The sequence below is a fragment of the uncultured Adlercreutzia sp. genome (assembly GCA_910585575.1).
Classification (GTDB): domain Bacteria; phylum Actinomycetota; class Coriobacteriia; order Coriobacteriales; family Eggerthellaceae; genus Adlercreutzia.
Genome location: CAJUFS010000023.1, coordinates 1 through 16,104 on the forward strand (window position 1 = coordinate 1; position 16,104 = coordinate 16,104).

The window sequence follows — 16,104 nt, forward strand, 5'->3', positions numbered from 1 at the left end:
TGATCACGGGTGATCTTCGGCATGGGTATCCTCCTTGATTCGCAAATAAACAACGTTGTCCATTGTACCGAATCGCCCCAGGCACGCCCAGCCTTTCACAAAGAAAGCGGCGAGGAGGAAAGAGGCGCCCCGAAGGGCCCCAGAAGATGCCGAGGGATGCGCCCCCAGCGCCCTGGCAAACGTCGAGCAGGGGCGTCTCGGCAGATCAGGGAAGATCGGGGGCGTCGACCTCATCGGCCGAATCGTCAACGTCCGACTCTGCCAGCCCCTCGGGAGCTTCGGGCAGCGAGGGCTGCTCGGCATCCGTCGAAGACCCTGGCTCGGTAGACTCCGAAGAATCGCCTGGCTCGACCGGCGCCACGGGCTCGCTCGGCCCCTCGGGCTCAACCGGCGCCACAGGCTCGGCAGGCTGAGCGGCGGACGCCGCGTTCTTCGCTGCGTCGATGGCGGCCTGCACGGCCTTCACATAGGCCTCGATAATGGACAGGGACGACCAGGTAGCACCGGACACCGTATCAATGCCCTCAATGGGCTCCCCCGCATCGAGCTTCTCTTGGATCTGCGTTCTCACACCCTTCGTGAAGAGACCCGATCCTTTAATGGCCTTGTTCAAATACGAGGCGTTCTCGTGGGAATCATAGCGATAAGCAGGATCGATGCGGCCTTCTTCGTCACCGTACACTTCGCCGATTCGCTTGACCTTGCCGTCGACCACCTCAATCTCAACCACCAAATAATAGGGCGCGTAAGCCGATGGCGCGTCTTCATCGCGGCACAAGGCAGAGCCCTCGTAGATGCCGTCGGGAATCACCAGGGGCTCTTCGCCCTCGTCCGCAGACGGCAACGACGGAACCGTCGGCGTCGTTGGTGTCGTCGGCGCGTCGGGCTCGGCCGGCTTCGTCGTGGTCGGGGCCTTCGGCTTCTCGGCCTTCGAGCCGGCCGCCTCGGCCGACTTGCCCAGCGCCTCGTAGTAGGCACCCAAAATGGCGTCGGAAGAATAGGTGGCGCCCGAGACGGCATCGACGCTCGTCGGGTTCTTTCCCTTCGCGATGGCACTTTCAATCTGAGCCTTCACGCCGGTATAGGTTTTGCCACTACGCGTGCGACCGTCGATGGCCCAGTCCAAGTACACCTGGTTCTCGGCCGCGTCCCAGGACAGCTTCTTCTGTCCCTTGTCGCCCGTCGACGCACCCACGATTTTGGACACGGCCGTCACCTTGCCGCCCTCCACCTTCACATCCACCGCTACGTAATAGGGCTTCCAGGCATCCGGGTTGCCCTCACCGCAGGCCACGTAGCCGGTCCAGGTGCCGTCGGCCAGGGCATCGATCTCCTTCGAGGCGGCTGGTGCCTTAGTTTTCTTGGGAGCCTTCGGGGCGTCCTCGGAGGCCTTCGGTGCTGCCTGAGTGGCGACGGCGCTCTTCCCGCCGCTCGCCTTGTTCACTGCATCGGCGTAGGCGTTGTACACCGACACCGACGAATAGGTGGCGCCGGACACCGCGTCGATGCTGGCCGTGGTCGACCCGGCCGCCAACGCCGCCTCGATCTGAGCCTTGACGCCACGTGATCCCTGAACCGCCTCATCGAGGTAGCGCTGGTTCTCAGCCGCGTCCCAGTTGAGCCGGGCATCCCCGGCATTGCCCGTCGAGGTGCCGGCAATCTTCGAAAGAGACGCCACCTTGCCGTCAACCACCTGAATGGTCACAGCCACGTAGTAGGGCTTCCAGCCATCGGGGTTGCCCTCGCCACAGGAAGCGTAGCCCGTCCACGAGCCGTCGGTCAGCGTCAGCGCATCGTCCACCGACGCCAGGGGCTCCGTTTCCACCGGCTGCGCGTTCTCGGCCTCGATGGCCGCCGCGTCCACGGTTCCCAGCTCAACCGCTTGGGCCGTTTCGATATCGTACAAACCGGCATCGAAGACGAGCGGCTCGTAACCCGACACGGCAAAAGCCGTCACACCCACGAACATGAGCAGAGGCAACAGCAGCCACAGCGGGGTTGTCTTCAACATGCTTACCAGCTTCATGACACCGGATCCTTCCGTATCTTCGTCAGCTCTCTCGTCTAAAACGGCCACGGTATTTGGCTCATCACCTCGTTGAACGAAGGCAGATAGCGCGTCACACCCACCGCCCAGCACAGCGCCAGCAGCGCCGCCGCCTTCACCAGCGTCAGGGCCACACTCGAACCGTGCAGCAGATGCCAGGTTTTGCGCGTCTTCCGTACGGGCTTGCCCTTGGCAAGCACCTCTTGCAGCGCGGTTTTACGCGCCACGGCTTCGTCGACTGCCGACGGACGCACCTCGGAAGGGACATCGGAAGCCAACAAGGCGACTGCCTGCGCCTGGGTCTGGGCGGCGGCTTCCACAGCGGCGGTGGCCAAAGTCACCTGCGCGTTCTTCTCGGCCGTGGCATTCGCCTTCTCGAGCGCCGCCTCCAGCTCGGCCTTGCCAGCCGGCTTGGCCACCGCCACCAGGTTCACGTTGGACAGCGGGCACACGTCGGCGCAGCGTCCGCAGGCAATGCACTCGCCATGGGAAAGCGTGTCGGCATCGGGCCACAGGCCCACGGGGCACACCTCGCGGCACTGGCCGCATTTATGGGCGCAGTGGCTGCGCGTGCGCGTGAAGGACGAAACGCCAAGCACAGGCATGAGCGCGAACACCGCCCCCATGGGGCAGAGCACGCGGCAAAAAAACCGCTCCGAAAGCATCATACCCACCAGGCACAAACCTAAAAGCACGAAAGCCCCTTTGCGAATGCCGTCGAGGGAGCCCGACGTGAACCCCGCAAAGGCCACCCAGGGGCTGTACCCGGACAGGTCCGCCCACACCCCCACCACACAGGCAACGCCAATGGCGGCCGCAACAGCGTATTTCACCAGGGAAAGCACTTTCATCGCCGGCTCGGGAATACGGACGTTGCGCAGCGGCGTCTTAGAAAGCACGCCATGCACCACCGTGTAAATCCAATCGCCAAGAGCGCCAAACGCGCAGGCATAGCCGCAGAAGAACCGACCGAACACCATGGTGAAGGCAAGAAGAGCCACAAGGACAATGACAAAGGAGGTGGGTTCAAAGGCCTGCAAGGCGCCGATCTGCGTGAAGAGGTATTTCACGCCATTGAAGGCCGCCGCGAACAAGCCGGGGGCCAAAACGAAGAACATAACCTGAATGCCTATGCGCAGCACGCGATGCAAGCGCGCCACCCACACGCGTTTTTGAGTCGCAGAAAGCCCCTTGGCTTTAGCCTGCTTCTTTCCTGCCGCAACGGCAGCCGAAGCGGGACGATCGGCCGCGGGCGTCTTGCGCGCGGTGCGCTCACGGGCCGCGCCGCCATCGAGAACGAAATCGTCGCCGTCAAGCGTCAACTCTCCCGCGCTCATGCGGCCGCTCCTTCCATCGACTGGCGCAGAGCCTCAGCCGTTCCGTTCAAAATGCCCGCCGAGGTATAGGTGGCGCCAGACACCACGTCCAAGTTCGTCGTCTGCTCCTTCTCAATCTGATCGAGCAAAACGATAGCCATGTCGAGCCATGCGTCATCCTCGTGGCTCGCATCGAGGATGTCGACCGAGGTGATGTAGCCGTCCTCGATGGTGGCCTGCATCTCAACCAAGCCGCCAAACCCTTCGGCCGCACCCGAGAAAACGCCGTCCGTAGGATAGGGCCCGCGATGGGCAGCACGCTCAGCGGCAATAATCTGCTCCTCCACCGCGGCATCATGGGCCTGGGCCTCGGTAGCCCAAGCGCTAAAAGCGAACAGCACTGCGAGAACGGCCGCCAGATTGACCACCTTCATCACACCGTAGCCGTGTCGTTTGACATCGCTTGTCATGCTCTTCGCTCGCCGCCTTCCTCTGGAATCAGGCAAATTAGCCTTAGTAAACTCTTTGAAAACCAAATGTTAGCATTAGTTAACATGAATATGCACTCATCTTTTTTCTTTTCGAGCGAAAAACCTGCTGAATGCAAAAAAAAGCGACCTCCCGAAGGAGGTCGCTCTCGGCGTGAAACCGAGCTCGTTATGCGACAGCTCGCGCTATTTCACCTTGATGGTGAACGTCTTGGTGGCGGAGGCGGCCACGTACTTCTTGGCCACGGCCTTCGCGTTCACCTTGACGGTCACCTTGTAGGTGCCCTTGGCCAGCTTCTTGGGCACGGTCACCTTGATCTTCTTGTTGCCGGACTTGGCCACCTTGAAGCCCTTGACGGCCTTGCCCTTGGCGTTGACGGCCTTGGTCACCTTGACGGTGCCGAGCTTGCCGGAGGACGAGGACACCTTGGCGGTGAAGGAGCCGGCCTTCTTCTTGAGCGAGGCCGCCTTGAAGGAGGAGGCAGAGGCGGAGCCCACCTTCACGGTCTGGGCGCCCACCACCACGGTGACGGTCTTCGTTTCGGATTTGGCAGGATAGGTGGTGTTGCCCGATGTGGCCTTGGCGGCGCTCACCTTCACCTTCATGGTATAGGTGCCGACCGGCGTGCTCTTCTTCACCGTTACCTTGCCAGCAGAGGAAAGGGACAGGTACTTCTTGGCATTCTTGCCGTAGGAAGACACCTTGTAGGTTACCTTGCCCTTAGCGCCGGTGGTTTTCAAGCTGAACGACTTCGCCGCCTTCAGCTTGCCGCTCTTCACATAGGAGATGCTGTAGGACTTGGACAGACCCGACACCGTCAGCTTCTGGGCAACCGTCTTGACCGTTGTCGTCGTCGGCTTAGTGGCGGTTGAAGTCGCCGGCTTCGCCGGGTTAGCCGCATTCAGCTTGGCCACCTCGGTGCGGCCCACAAAGGTGCGCGCATCGGGGCTAAGCGCGTTGTAGGCCGTGCGAGCCGCGGTCACCGCATTATAGTCGGTAGAGCTCATAGCCTTGATCTGGTTGGTCACCGCCGTAGCCGCGGCCATTTCCTCCAGGCTGTAGGGCAAGCAGAAAATGCCCGTCTGGCCCTTCAAGGGAGCTACTTCTTTCGTATCTCGATCCTGGGTGAGCTTTCCAACACCCAGGCCAACCACCACGTAGTTGATGCCCGAGCTCTTCTTGATAGTAAGCGTGTTGGTTTTGCTATCCCACTTCACATCATTGCTCTGTACCTCGTCGTCGCCGAGAGACGAGAGCACACTATGCGCACCAGTGTTCGAAGTGACATATTCGCCTACCTTGCCCGTTTCGCTCTTGGAAAGCCCCCACATCTGCTCAATGTTCAGCTTTGAAGAGCTCTTGTAGAACGCAAGCGCACTGAGCGGAATATCCTCAGAGAGCTTGTAGGACAGAACATAGTCGCCATTCGCATTGGTGGTTACAGAGGTTTGATCCCAAACGCTTGCAGCCGAAGATTTGCCAGCATCCATAGTAACAACCAGGTCGTCTGCTACGGATGTAAACAACTGGCCCCAAGAAGCCTTAGACAATTCGGCATCAGCGCGGTTAGACAGGGGGAGACTGTAGCCGAAGAGCGCATAGATGGCCTCTTTGATAGTATCGCTCGACTTCGTTGCCGCACTTACCGTATCAATATCAGTCTTCGCGCCTGCGCCGACTGCCTGCCAAGACATCAGCTCGCGCTGCATCATGATGGCATAGGCAGCTGCCGTGTAAACATCGCGGTTCTTGGCACCGATGCCCGTGGCCGCCGCATTCAAATCAGTAGCTTGAATTTTGTACTTCGCACCTTCTCCGTCTTCGCCATCCAGCGCAATGTACTGATCAAACACAAAATAATCGCCGATCTTGTAGGTCACCCTTGCCAGATTGTAGGCGCTTGGATCAGTGAGCGTAAAAGACTTTTCCGCGCAATTCCAGTCCACCACTGAAGTGTCGACGGAATTGCTGTTGGCCAGAGTGGGGCCTGCAGGCTTACCGTAACCGCCCCCTCCAGCGCGAGATGCAGCGTTTGCGCTTGCCGTATCGCTCTCCTCATCGGTCGTTTGAGCCGTAAGCGATTTGGAGACATCGTACCCGATAGGCTTGATAACCGTGTCGTAATGTTGATCCTCTTCATCCCATTCTTCGACTTCTTCTTCCTTCAGAACACCATCTTCCGCTTTGCAGAGCGTGATAGCGGTTATCTCATAGGGAGCAGTCTCCGAGTCACCATACTTCTCCGCGCCAGCCAGGCCTACCTTCACTTTATTGCTGTCAGCAGCATTCTGAACGTCGCCGCCTTCAACGCTCACACCTGCGGGCAAGTAGCCCGTAATGTTCGTGGACTTCGGCGTGATGGTGCCCCACTGACCGCCGAAGGTGGTGCCCTGGGACGTCAAGTCGACGGCAGTCAGCACGCCGTTCTTCACCGTGAAGGTGAAGAGGGCATCGTAGTGACCGTAGTGGGCGCCATCGCCCTTGATGGTGGTTTTCCACTGGTAGACGCCATTCGTCACCGTCTTCGGATCCTTCACCCAAGCGCCATCGGCCCACATGACGGTCTCGTGCGCCGGGTCATTGGCCGTGGAGGCCAAGAGCTTGTCCGTTGTCTGCGCATTGCCGCCCTCCGCCACCGTCGCGGCCAAGGCCGTAGCGGGCACCAAGGACATAGCCAGGGCGCCGGCGATCATGAGCGCGGCTGCCTTTTGCGACCACGCCTTCATTCCCAAACTGCTCTCTTTCATGGATCTCCTTTCGTTGACCCCGCTCGCGCCATCTCCCCCTACGCACCAGGACTTCACCCACAAACTTACGCACCTGAGCATGATGTTAGAGATAGCTAACACTAATGAACGAGGTCAAGTTACCATAAGATAACTTTTTTGCAAGAGCAGAATTTTGTTAGAGGAAGAAAACTTTTGTTATCTGGAGTTAACTCAACTGTTTGGCGAGAAGAACAACAGCTACCAGGAGAAACGCTAAAAGTACGAGCGCTGCGTCCCGTACGCCCGCCTTCAGCCGCACCAGCGATGTGTGCTTGACCGGCGCGAAAAACGCTCGACTTGCCACTGCGTAAGCCACATTGTCGCAACGCCGCAAGGCCCCCACAAAAAGCGGTGTAATGACCGGAGCCCACTGCTGCACGCGGGCGATGAGGCCTCCGCAGTCAAACGACGCCCCGCGACTGGTTTGGGCGGCCTTGATACGCACGGCCTCCTCCCCCAGCAGCGGTACGAACCGCAGAACCATAGTGAGCGAAAAGGCCGCTTCGTCCACCTTTACGCCGAACCGCGCCAGAGGACCCATGAACCAGCGGAAAGCCACCGTCAGCCTCACCGGCGCCGTAGTGATCATCACCGTGGCTGCGCCCAACAGCGCATCGACCAACTTCAGAACGACGAGCAGGGCGCCCCCGACTGCCGACACCAGCGCTGCCGGCGCCCCTAAGACCTCAGCAAGGGCCACATAGGTACAGATGCCGTTCACGAGAAATATGAATGCCACAAGCGGCATCAGGGGCTTAAGCAGAGCGAGCGCTTGCCGCGGGCCCTGGCCACTTCCCCACCACAGCAGCAGCGCCGCACCCGTCACCAGGGCAACCGCCCCGCCACCGGAAGCGAGCACCACGGCTCCAAGGAAGAGCACGGCCGCGACCAGCTTCGCTCGCGGGTCGCATCGTTGCAGCCACCCGTCTTGCTGACGGAACACGCCAATAGCCATCAGGCATACTCCCACTCGCCATCGGACCAGTCGCAACCACTTCGCGTCGAAGCAGCGCCCTCTGCAGGAGCGCTTTGCGCATTGCCGTCAGCGGTTGCGCCGTAGGAGCGATCAGGCAGCGCGTCGATAACCCGCTGGGCTACCAAACCCGTCGCAGCGCCTGTCACACAAGCGGCCGCCAGCAAAAACGGTGCGGACAAAAGTACTGCCCAGGTGCCCAAGAACCAAGCTGCCACCAGCAGCTGTCCCAGATTGTGAGCCACCGCAGCCACCAGCGACACCGCGACCACCGACACACCGATACGCTTGAGCCCCACCATGGTCCCCAGCGCGAGCATTGTGCCCGCCGCGCTGTAGGCAATCATGAGCGGGCTGCCGAACAGAAAACCCGTGGCCAGCACTTTGAATGCCGCCACCTTCGCCGCCGTTCTTCCGCCCATCAGAAAAAGCGCGATAACCACTGCGATGTTCGAGAGCCCGAGCTTCATGCCGGGCAACGCCCCGGGCAGCGGAATCATGGTCTCCAGGAAGCCCAGGACGAGCGCACAGGCAGCCAACAGCGCCGTCCGGGTCAGACGCTGCGCCCGCTCAATTTCCGAGAACGTTGCCGCCATGTCAGCTTCCCACCGTGTCGAAGACGCCCGATGCATCGGCGCCGTCGGCGCCCTCGTCCGCCACGATCTCGATCCACAGCTCGTGGGGCAAGCACACAATTTGCTGCCCTGCTCGGCTGATCCACCCCTGATCGACGCAGTCATGATTGGGGCAATCGGCGTCCAGCACGCGCACCTGACCGCCCTTTACTTCAACCTCATTCGTTCCCTTGTCAGTTGTCACCGTCACGGTGGCGTCCTGGCTCAAGGGCAGCTCGCGCACCGTGCCGTCGCTGGCATGGACCACGGCCTTGTCGGCGCTCGTCTGCGCCCCGAACACCGAGATGGCCGCCACCGAAGCAGCCACGACCACCACCACTACCACGATGATGATCAAACTCAGCCGATTGTTTTTCCCGCTGCCCTGAGTCGCCATAGCCGCCCTCCCTAGAACAGCTCGAACGGCGCTTGGGCGGACAGGGTAATTTCACCGGCGTTGTCCACGACGAGGCCCTCGAATCGGTCGTCTTCGTTCACGAGCGCCAGGGCTTCATCGCGGCCCATCAGGAACAGCATGGTGGCGTAGGCGTCCCCGTCGGTCGAAGAGTCGGTGAGCAGCGACGAACTGACGACATCGGTGACCACGGGATAGCCCGTACGCGGATCGAGAATGTGGTAGTACAGCACGCCCTCTTCGGTGAACTGCCGCTCGTACAACCCGCTCGTCACCACCGAGCCGTTCGTGCAGGGCACGGCGGCGATAACGTCCTGGGCCGAACCGTTCGGATCTTGAATGCCCACATTCCACGGGCTGCCGTCGGGCTTCGTGCCCAGCACGGCCACGTTGCCGCCCAAATTGAGGCAGGCGCTTTCCACGCCCTGCTCGGCCAAAAGCTGCTTCAGGTCATCGGCGATGTAGCCCTTGGCAATGCCGCCCAAATCAATTTTCGCCTGGGGATCGGACAACTGCACGGTGGTTCCCTCCACCGACACGCCTCGGTAGTCGATATGGGTGATGGCTTCCGCAATGGCCTCATCAGCGGGGCGCACGCCTTCCTTGAAATCCCAAAGAGAGGACACCGAGCCGATAGTGATGTCGAACAGGCCCTCCGAGGCCTCGCAATAGGCAAGCGCCTGCGTGATAATGTCGGCCGTTTCACGGGCCACCTCGACCGGCTGCCCCGCGGCCTCGTTGATGCGCCACACATCCGAGCCCTCCACCGTGCGCGAGAAGGTGTTCTCGAAGAAGCGGCAACGTTCAATGGCGGCGTCAAGCGCCTCCTGAGTACCGTAGATCGTCAAGGTGATGACAGTATCGAAGAGGAATTCCGTGGCCGTCAGCGGCTCGGTACCCTCAGCCCCGCCGTCGTTCGCGCCCGTAGCGGGCAGCGACGCCTGTTCCGTTGCGGCGTCGGCCGCCGTCGAGCAAGCGCTCAAGAGCGATGAAGTGGTCAGCGATGCCGCCGCCAGCATCATTCCTCGCGCGAAAACGCGCCGCGTCATCAGGGCCAAAGCGGGAAACTCCTTTTTGTTTACTATACCTAACTTATGGCAGTATAGCGAAGTTACCCAGAGGTAACAAGCGCCGCTTCCCGCGACGGTGCTCCAACCAAAGGCCAGCGGCAGTTACTTTTTCTTGGTGATGCGGCTGTAGACAATAAGGGCCACGATGGCCACGAGGGCGGTGACCGCGAAGATGATAACCGACTGCACAATGTCGCCGCTTACCAAACCGGCGGCCGCATAGGTGGACAGCACAATGCCCGGAATGCGCGCCACATTCGAAATGATGACGAAGTTGCGGAACGACATGTGCGTAAGCGGCGTGAGGTAGGTGAACACATCCTTGGGAAGCCCGGGGATGAGGAACAGCACGAACACGATGACGTTGAATTTCTCGGAAGTTTCCCACTCGCGGAACTTCCCCATGTACTTCTCCGGCACCATGGCCTGCACAAAGGGAGCGCCCAGCTTATGCACCAGCAGGAAGATGAACGAGCTGGAGATAATGCAACCGAGCCAGATGATGAGGGCGCCCACCCAGGGGCCGTAGATCATGCCAGCGGCCACCTGCACCACTTCGCCGGGGATGAAGGCCACCACAATTTGCAGGAACTGAATAGCCAGCAGAATGAGGAAGCCCCAGGGGCCGGCGTTGCGCACCTCGGTGGTGACGCGCTCGATGCCGCCGGGCTCGAAAATTTCGTGGATCATGGGCCAGATGGCCACCACGATGATGACCATGATGGCGAAAAACGCGATGAGGCCGACGAACTTGAAGATGTCGGCGGCGGGCATGGGATGCCCGGCCACGGTCTTCTCTTCGTGGGCCTTGGCCTCCAGCTTCTGGAGGCGCTCCGAGGGGTGCTTGTTATCTGTTTTGCTCATGGTTCCAGCATAGCAGAGGGCCGACAATACGCCGGCCCTCTTCAGACATTCTTAACGGAGATGACGATTTCGTAAGCCGCACTGAAGCTGACCAGGCATTTTGCGAACCCTGAAATTTGCTTCGACGGCGCGAACCGCCTATTCGTCGTCGTGGCGTGCCTTGTCGTACTCTTCCTTGAAGGCCGAGAACATGCCGCTGGCGCGCTTGATCTGGCGGCCCGTGGCGTAAGCCCCCTTGTTAACCGCCTTGCCCGCGGCCTTCGTAGCCGTAGAGACAGCGGGTTTTACCGCATCCACGGTCTCTCGGGCGCGATCGGCCACCACGGCGGTGGCCTCACCGGCCTTGGCGGCCAGGCCGCCCTCGGCATCAAGCTGGGCTACCTCATCGTCGACCAGGATGGCGCCGAGCACCGGCTCTTCGCCAGTTTCGCCGTTGACGGACAGCGCCGTGCCGATGCCGCGCTTGAAACCGCGAATGAGCGAGGCGGGAATCTCCCGCACGCCCAGCAGCGCATTGGCCGTGGCGCCCTGCGTCACCGTGAGCGAACGCACCTCTCCGGTTTTCGGATCGAAGGAGACGTCGCCCACCGTGCCGTAGTTGGTGCCGTCCTCGCCCATAACGGGGAGCCCGGCCCACAGCACACAGTCGTCGAAATTGACACCCAACGCTTTGCAGGCACCCTTGTCGGTAGCACCTGGCTTGTTCAGCACCACCATACGCCCATCGATGATGTCGTACCCGTCGTAGGCCACGAATACATCTTTGCGGCGAAACATCCACAGCAGGTCAGGACGCTTCACAATGAAGCCGACGAAGCGGCGCTGCGTGGGATGGAAAACACAAGAGCGCACCTTGCCCAACCGCTTCACTGCCTCGGGCTTTTTAGGCGTGCTCTTGTCGAGCATCACGCGCTTTCCCGTAATTTCACCGATGGTGCCGTAGCGCTTGGCCATAGTCTACTTGTCGTCCTTTTTCTCATCGGCCTTCTTGTCATGCTGCGGCTCATGAGCGGCCTTCTCGGCGGCTTCCTTGGCCTGGCCAGCTGCTTCGCCGGCCTTCTCGGCCACATCCTGAGCCTTGTCGGCAGCTGCGCTGACGGCTTCCTTGGCCTTGTCAGCCGCGGCGTCCACAGCGTCGCCCAGCGAGTCGGAATCGTCGCCGGCGTTCTTGGCTACCTGGTCGGCAATGCGCTGACGGGCAGCCTCGATCTTATCGCGCAGCTCGTCGCCCTTCTCGTTGATGGTGGGGGCGGCGTTCGTGGCAGCCTCCTGCACGGCGGCGGCCACATCGGCGCCCTTGGCAGCGGCCTCGGACGCAATTTCCTGGCCCTTGGCGGCCACGTTGTTCACCACGGCAGCACCCTTGGCGGCCGCTTCCTGGTACACGTGCTGGGCGTTAGCGGCGGCATCGCTGCCCCACTGCTGAGCATCGCCCATGAACTGATTGGCCTTGTCGGCAACCATGGCGCGGGTTTCCACGCCCGTTCGCGGCGCAGCCAGCAGGGCTGCAACGGCACCGACAACGCCACCGATGATGAAAACTCCGAATTTGTTGGCCATAACTGCCTCCTTTATCGACGGAATATCAAGTGGGCTCATTATAGGTTGAGGATACGCTGCCCAAGAGCCTTGCAGCTATCTCCTCACCTTACGGTAATCAAGCTGTAATTCATCATCGATGAGCAAAACTCGCATAAAAAACTTGAGCGTCTGTGGCGCATCCTAGAACCGTGGACCGCGGGCGTAGGCCTCGTTCACCAGGGTGTCGAGCACCTTGGGCAGCGAGAGGCCGGCGGCCCCGCAGGCGGCGGGGAACAGCGAGCGCTCCGTCATGCCCGGGCACACGTCCAGCTCGAAGCAACGGGCGCTGCCGCCGTCCCACATGAGGTCGACGCGGCCCAGGTCGCGGGCGCCATAGGCGCGGTACACTTCCAGCGCGGCGCGCTCGATCTCCTGGCGGATGGCATGGGCCGTGCCCTCGTCGGGCGAGAGCGATTCGGGGCGCAGGGGGCAGAAGAACTCGACGGCGTCCTCGTGCATGCGGGCCTCGGCGTCGAAGAAGCCCTCACGGGCCACAATCTCCACCGGGGGCAGCGCGTAGGCGTCCCAGCCCGTGCCCAGAATGGCCACGGACACTTCCACGCCGTCGACCCACTGCTCGATGTTGACGGCCTCGTCGTAGGAAAGGGCATCGAGCACGGCTTCGCCGAGCTCTTCCTGGGAATTCACCTTGTGCACACCCAGAGCGCTGCCGCCGTGGGCCGGCTTCACGCACACGGGATAGCCGCCGATGACGCGATCGGCCACCATGTCGAGGGCCGTGGCTGCGCCCATGTCCTTGAAGGCGTCCTTCGTAATGTATACGCCCTGGGGCCAGGAGGCGATGCCCTCCTCCCCCGTGATGTCGCGGTACTTCTCCAGCGACGAGTGCAGCGCGTCCTTATTCCAGGCGCGATGGCACACGCTGGCCGGCGAGCCCACGAAGGGCAGGCCCAGGAATTCCAGCAGGCTTTGAATGGTGCCGTCCTCGCCGTGCTTGCCGTGCAGGGCGTTGTACACCACGTCGGGACGCTCGCTGCGCAGCGTGGGGACCAAGTCGGCGTTCGTGTCCAGCGGCACCACCTTATGACCCGCCTCTTCCAAAGCAGCGCACACCACCTTGCCCGAAGCCAGCGAAACCTCACGCTCGAAGGACTTGCCTCCCATGAGCACAGCTACTTTCATACCTTCTCCTTAGTGTTGTTGAAACTCTCCGCCCGTCGGGGCCGCTAGACAGCCGAGGGCTAGGTTCCCAAATCGCCTGCTTTGGTTCCCTCGTTTACCTTAGCGCAAAAAACTGACCTGGGGTTTTGCCTGCAGAGGGAACCGAAGCGGTCCTTCTTGGCAGCGCAGAAGGTACCAAATGAGCCGATCTTGGAACCAAAGTCCTCCTGCAACCAAAGTCCTCTTGCGACCAAAGTCCGCCGCGCCTTCACTCAGCCGAGGAAACGCCAAGCGGGCTGCCGGACTCTTTTCTTGCCGAGACGGCGTTATTCGCCGGTGGCCTCCTCGGCGGGGGCGGCAGCTTCCTGGGCGTCCGCTACTTTGTCCTCGGCGATGTCGATCTGCTCGGCGTCGCCTTCGCGGGCCTGCATGACAGCTTCCTCGTTCTGCTCGGAATCGGCGATAATCTCCGACCAGGGCGTTGCGGTTTTCTCTTCGGCCATGACGGCCTCCTTTCCATAGCCCGGCAGTGCGCCGGCATTAATGAACACGCGGTAAAGCTCCAGGCGGTCCTCGATAACCCCGGCCAAACGGCGGATGGCCTCGGTGATGGACTCCGGCGTCTCGAAGCTGAAGTTCACGCGCATGGAGTTGCGACCGGTAACGCCATCGGGGAAGAAGGAATTGCCTGGTACATAGGTTACGCCCGCTTCGAGCGCCTCGGCAAGCATCGAATCGGTATCCATATAGTCGGGAAGCGTGATCCACAGAAACATGCCGCCCTCGGGATGGGTCCACGTGGCCTCGGGCGGGAAGAATTCTTCAAGCGCGGCCAGCATGGTGTCGCGGCGCTCCTTATACACCTGAATGAACTTCTGCAGGGTGCGGGCCCAGAGGGCGTCTTGGAAGTAGTGCTGCACCACCAGCTGGTCGAAGGAGCTGCCGCACAAGTCGGCGCCCTGCTTCACCAGGTTGATGCGGGCCAGCACGCTTTCAGGCGCGGCCACCCAGCCGGTGCGCAAGCCCGGGCCGAGCATCTTCGAGATGGTGCCCAGGTACACCACGTTCTCGTCCATGGCCTTGAGCGGCACCTGGTGACCGCCGTCGTAGCGCAGGCGGCCGTAGGGGTCGTCCTCCACCACCATGAGATCGTACTCGTGGGCCAGCTCCAGCAGGCGCTTGCGGCGTTCGGCCGTCATGGTGACGCCGCCGGGGTTCTGGAAGTTCGGGATGACGTAGCAGAACTTCAGGCGCGGATTGCCCTTGCCGATGCGCTTCAGCTCTTCCTCGAGCAAGTCCATGCGCATGCCCTGCTCGTCGAAGGGAATGGGGCGCACATCGGGTTCGTAGGCCGAGAAGGCCTGAAGCGCGCCCAGGTAGGTGGGACCTTCGGTGATGATAATGTCGCCGGGGTCGATGAAGGTCTTGGCGATGAGGTCGAGGGCCTCTTGGGCGCCGGTGGTGACGAGAATTTGGTCGGCCTTCACGCGAATGCCCAGGTCGCGCATCATGTCAGCCAGCACCTGCCGCAAACCAGGGGCACCGTTGGTGGGGCCGTACTGCAGCGAGACGGCGCGGGCCTCGGGGCTTTCCACGGCCGCCAGGGCCGCGCGGCGCACGTCCTCTTCGGGCAGCAGCGACACCGCCGGCATGCCGCCGGAAAGGGAGATAACGTCGGCGCGCGTGGCAGCCGAGAACAGATCGCGCACGGCCGACGAGCGCATCTTCTTCACGCGACCGGCAATGCGGTCGCCCGTTTGGTCGAACGTGATGTGGGCAGACGTCATGGCTCCTGCACCATCCCTTCATCCAAAAGCGCCCGGGCGCGCTTGAGCGCCTCTAAAGCGATGAGATCATCGGTCAAGTTTACTTCAATGCGCGCCAGCCCCGCCCCCTCGTCGAGCCATTCCGTCGTTCCTACAAACGTGAGCGGTCGGCCCGTTGCCGACCTGTTGCCCGCGTCCTGGGACAACGCACCTTGGAAGTCGACGATAAGATGCTCGAGCACATGGGGCAGCGAGGTGGTTTCCAGGATGGCGTCGAAGGGAAGGCCCTGGGCGTTCAGACAGGCATGGCGCGTCAGGGTCGGTCGCGCCGCCCGCAGGTAATTGGCCTGATTTGGCGAAAGGTGGACCGCCGCTCCGCCTTCCACGCGCGCGAGCAGCACCAGCCGATCGCGACGCACCAGCACGCGCTCGACGGCAAGCGGGCTCACAGCGACGCGTCCTCGGTCGCCGTATCGGCCTGCGAAGCCGCTGCTTTCCCCGACGAGGGCGTGCGCGACAGTAGCGTCAGCCCCTTCCCCGCAGCCTCGGCCGGCGCGAGCGTCGACCCCTGCAGGTGCGCAATTACCGCCTGGGGCAGCCAGCCAATGTCACGTCCGAGCGTGTCGCCGCCCGTGAAAGAGCCGTCCTCGATGGCCAGCTGCTGGCGATCGAGCGAGAAGCGATAGCATCCCGCGCCGGCCAAGTTCGAGAACGAGAAGGCAATGGTCTTGTCGCCCGTATTCAGCGTATAGGGGTAGGACACGTCGTCGGTCAGATGAATGCGATCGGCTGTAATCTCGATGGGGGTGTCGGTACCGGCCAGATACCAGGTGCCCTGGATGTCGGCGACATCGTCGTGGGCGAACCAGCGCACATAGGAAAAGCCGCCCACTACCAGGCCGACCACCAGCACCACAACGAGCGCCACGACTATCAGCGCCACTGGCCATCGGCGGCGCGGCGCTGACGAGGCAGCGGCCTTGCCCGCAGGACGGCGCGCCGGGACGGCCTTCGTCGAAGCCCCCGACGATGCTGCGGGCGGCTCCTCTGCCATCGCGGCACCGCCCGTCGCGGCCGTT

General features: G+C 62.0%; 15 protein-coding genes. All 15 read right to left on the reverse strand.

Features of this window, described 5'->3' with window-relative positions:
• Positions 1–205: 205 nt before the first annotated feature.
• The 15 genes from QZ307_RS04535 to QZ307_RS04605 all read right to left on the reverse strand — a co-directional run bounded on the left by QZ307_RS04535 (position 206) and on the right by QZ307_RS04605 (position 16,079).
• Positions 206–2,026, reverse strand: coding sequence for an FMN-binding protein (locus QZ307_RS04535; protein WP_295996480.1), 1,821 nt, complete (start codon positions 2,024–2,026; stop codon positions 206–208).
• 38 nt (positions 2,027–2,064) lie between these two features.
• Positions 2,065–3,384 (reverse strand): 4Fe-4S binding protein, encoded by a 1,320-nt coding sequence (locus tag QZ307_RS04540; RefSeq protein WP_295996483.1) that lies wholly within the window; start codon positions 3,382–3,384, stop codon positions 2,065–2,067.
• Positions 3,381–3,833 (reverse strand): FMN-binding protein, encoded by a 453-nt coding sequence (locus QZ307_RS04545; RefSeq protein ID WP_295996486.1) that lies wholly within the window; start codon positions 3,831–3,833, stop codon positions 3,381–3,383. Before QZ307_RS04545 ends, QZ307_RS04540 begins: the two co-directional genes overlap by 4 nt.
• A gap of 204 nt (positions 3,834–4,037) precedes the next feature.
• Positions 4,038–6,599, reverse strand: coding sequence for a hypothetical protein (locus QZ307_RS04550; RefSeq protein ID WP_295996492.1), 2,562 nt, complete (start codon positions 6,597–6,599; stop codon positions 4,038–4,040).
• Positions 6,600–6,786: 187 nt separating this feature from the next.
• On the reverse strand, positions 6,787–7,575 hold the full coding sequence (locus QZ307_RS04555; protein WP_295996493.1) for an energy-coupling factor transporter transmembrane protein EcfT: 789 nt from the start codon (positions 7,573–7,575) through the stop codon (positions 6,787–6,789).
• Positions 7,575–8,189, reverse strand: coding sequence for a Gx transporter family protein (locus QZ307_RS04560; protein ID WP_295996497.1), 615 nt, complete (start codon positions 8,187–8,189; stop codon positions 7,575–7,577). The genes QZ307_RS04555 and QZ307_RS04560 overlap by 1 nt, the downstream gene beginning before the upstream one ends.
• Position 8,190: 1 nt before the next feature.
• Complete coding sequence (locus QZ307_RS04565; protein ID WP_295996500.1) at positions 8,191–8,604, reverse strand: NusG domain II-containing protein; 414 nt, start codon at positions 8,602–8,604, stop codon at positions 8,191–8,193.
• A gap of 11 nt (positions 8,605–8,615) precedes the next feature.
• Positions 8,616–9,671: an FAD:protein FMN transferase gene (locus QZ307_RS04570; RefSeq protein ID WP_295996575.1), complete on the reverse strand. Its 1,056-nt coding sequence runs from the start codon at positions 9,669–9,671 to the stop codon at positions 8,616–8,618.
• A 123-nt stretch (positions 9,672–9,794) separates the two neighbouring features.
• Entirely contained in the window at positions 9,795–10,556 is a 762-nt protein-coding gene (locus QZ307_RS04575) for a TVP38/TMEM64 family protein (RefSeq protein WP_295996503.1), read from the reverse strand.
• 138 nt (positions 10,557–10,694) lie between these two features.
• Positions 10,695–11,510 (reverse strand): PRC-barrel domain-containing protein, encoded by an 816-nt coding sequence (locus QZ307_RS04580; RefSeq protein WP_295996507.1) that lies wholly within the window; start codon positions 11,508–11,510, stop codon positions 10,695–10,697.
• 3 nt (positions 11,511–11,513) lie between these two features.
• Positions 11,514–12,116 (reverse strand): YtxH domain-containing protein, encoded by a 603-nt coding sequence (locus QZ307_RS04585; protein ID WP_295996511.1) that lies wholly within the window; start codon positions 12,114–12,116, stop codon positions 11,514–11,516.
• Between the two features lie 162 nt (positions 12,117–12,278).
• A complete protein-coding gene (locus tag QZ307_RS04590) occupies positions 12,279–13,280 on the reverse strand; it encodes a D-alanine--D-alanine ligase (RefSeq protein WP_295996513.1) in 1,002 nt (333 codons plus the stop codon).
• A gap of 305 nt (positions 13,281–13,585) precedes the next feature.
• On the reverse strand, positions 13,586–15,046 hold the full coding sequence (locus QZ307_RS04595; RefSeq protein WP_295996518.1) for a PLP-dependent aminotransferase family protein: 1,461 nt from the start codon (positions 15,044–15,046) through the stop codon (positions 13,586–13,588).
• Entirely contained in the window at positions 15,043–15,474 is a 432-nt protein-coding gene (locus tag QZ307_RS04600; protein WP_295996521.1) for a hypothetical protein, read from the reverse strand. Before QZ307_RS04600 ends, QZ307_RS04595 begins: the two co-directional genes overlap by 4 nt.
• Positions 15,471–16,079, reverse strand: coding sequence for a hypothetical protein (locus tag QZ307_RS04605; RefSeq protein ID WP_295996524.1), 609 nt, complete (start codon positions 16,077–16,079; stop codon positions 15,471–15,473). Before QZ307_RS04605 ends, QZ307_RS04600 begins: the two co-directional genes overlap by 4 nt.
• Between the last annotated feature and the right edge of the window lie 25 nt (positions 16,080–16,104).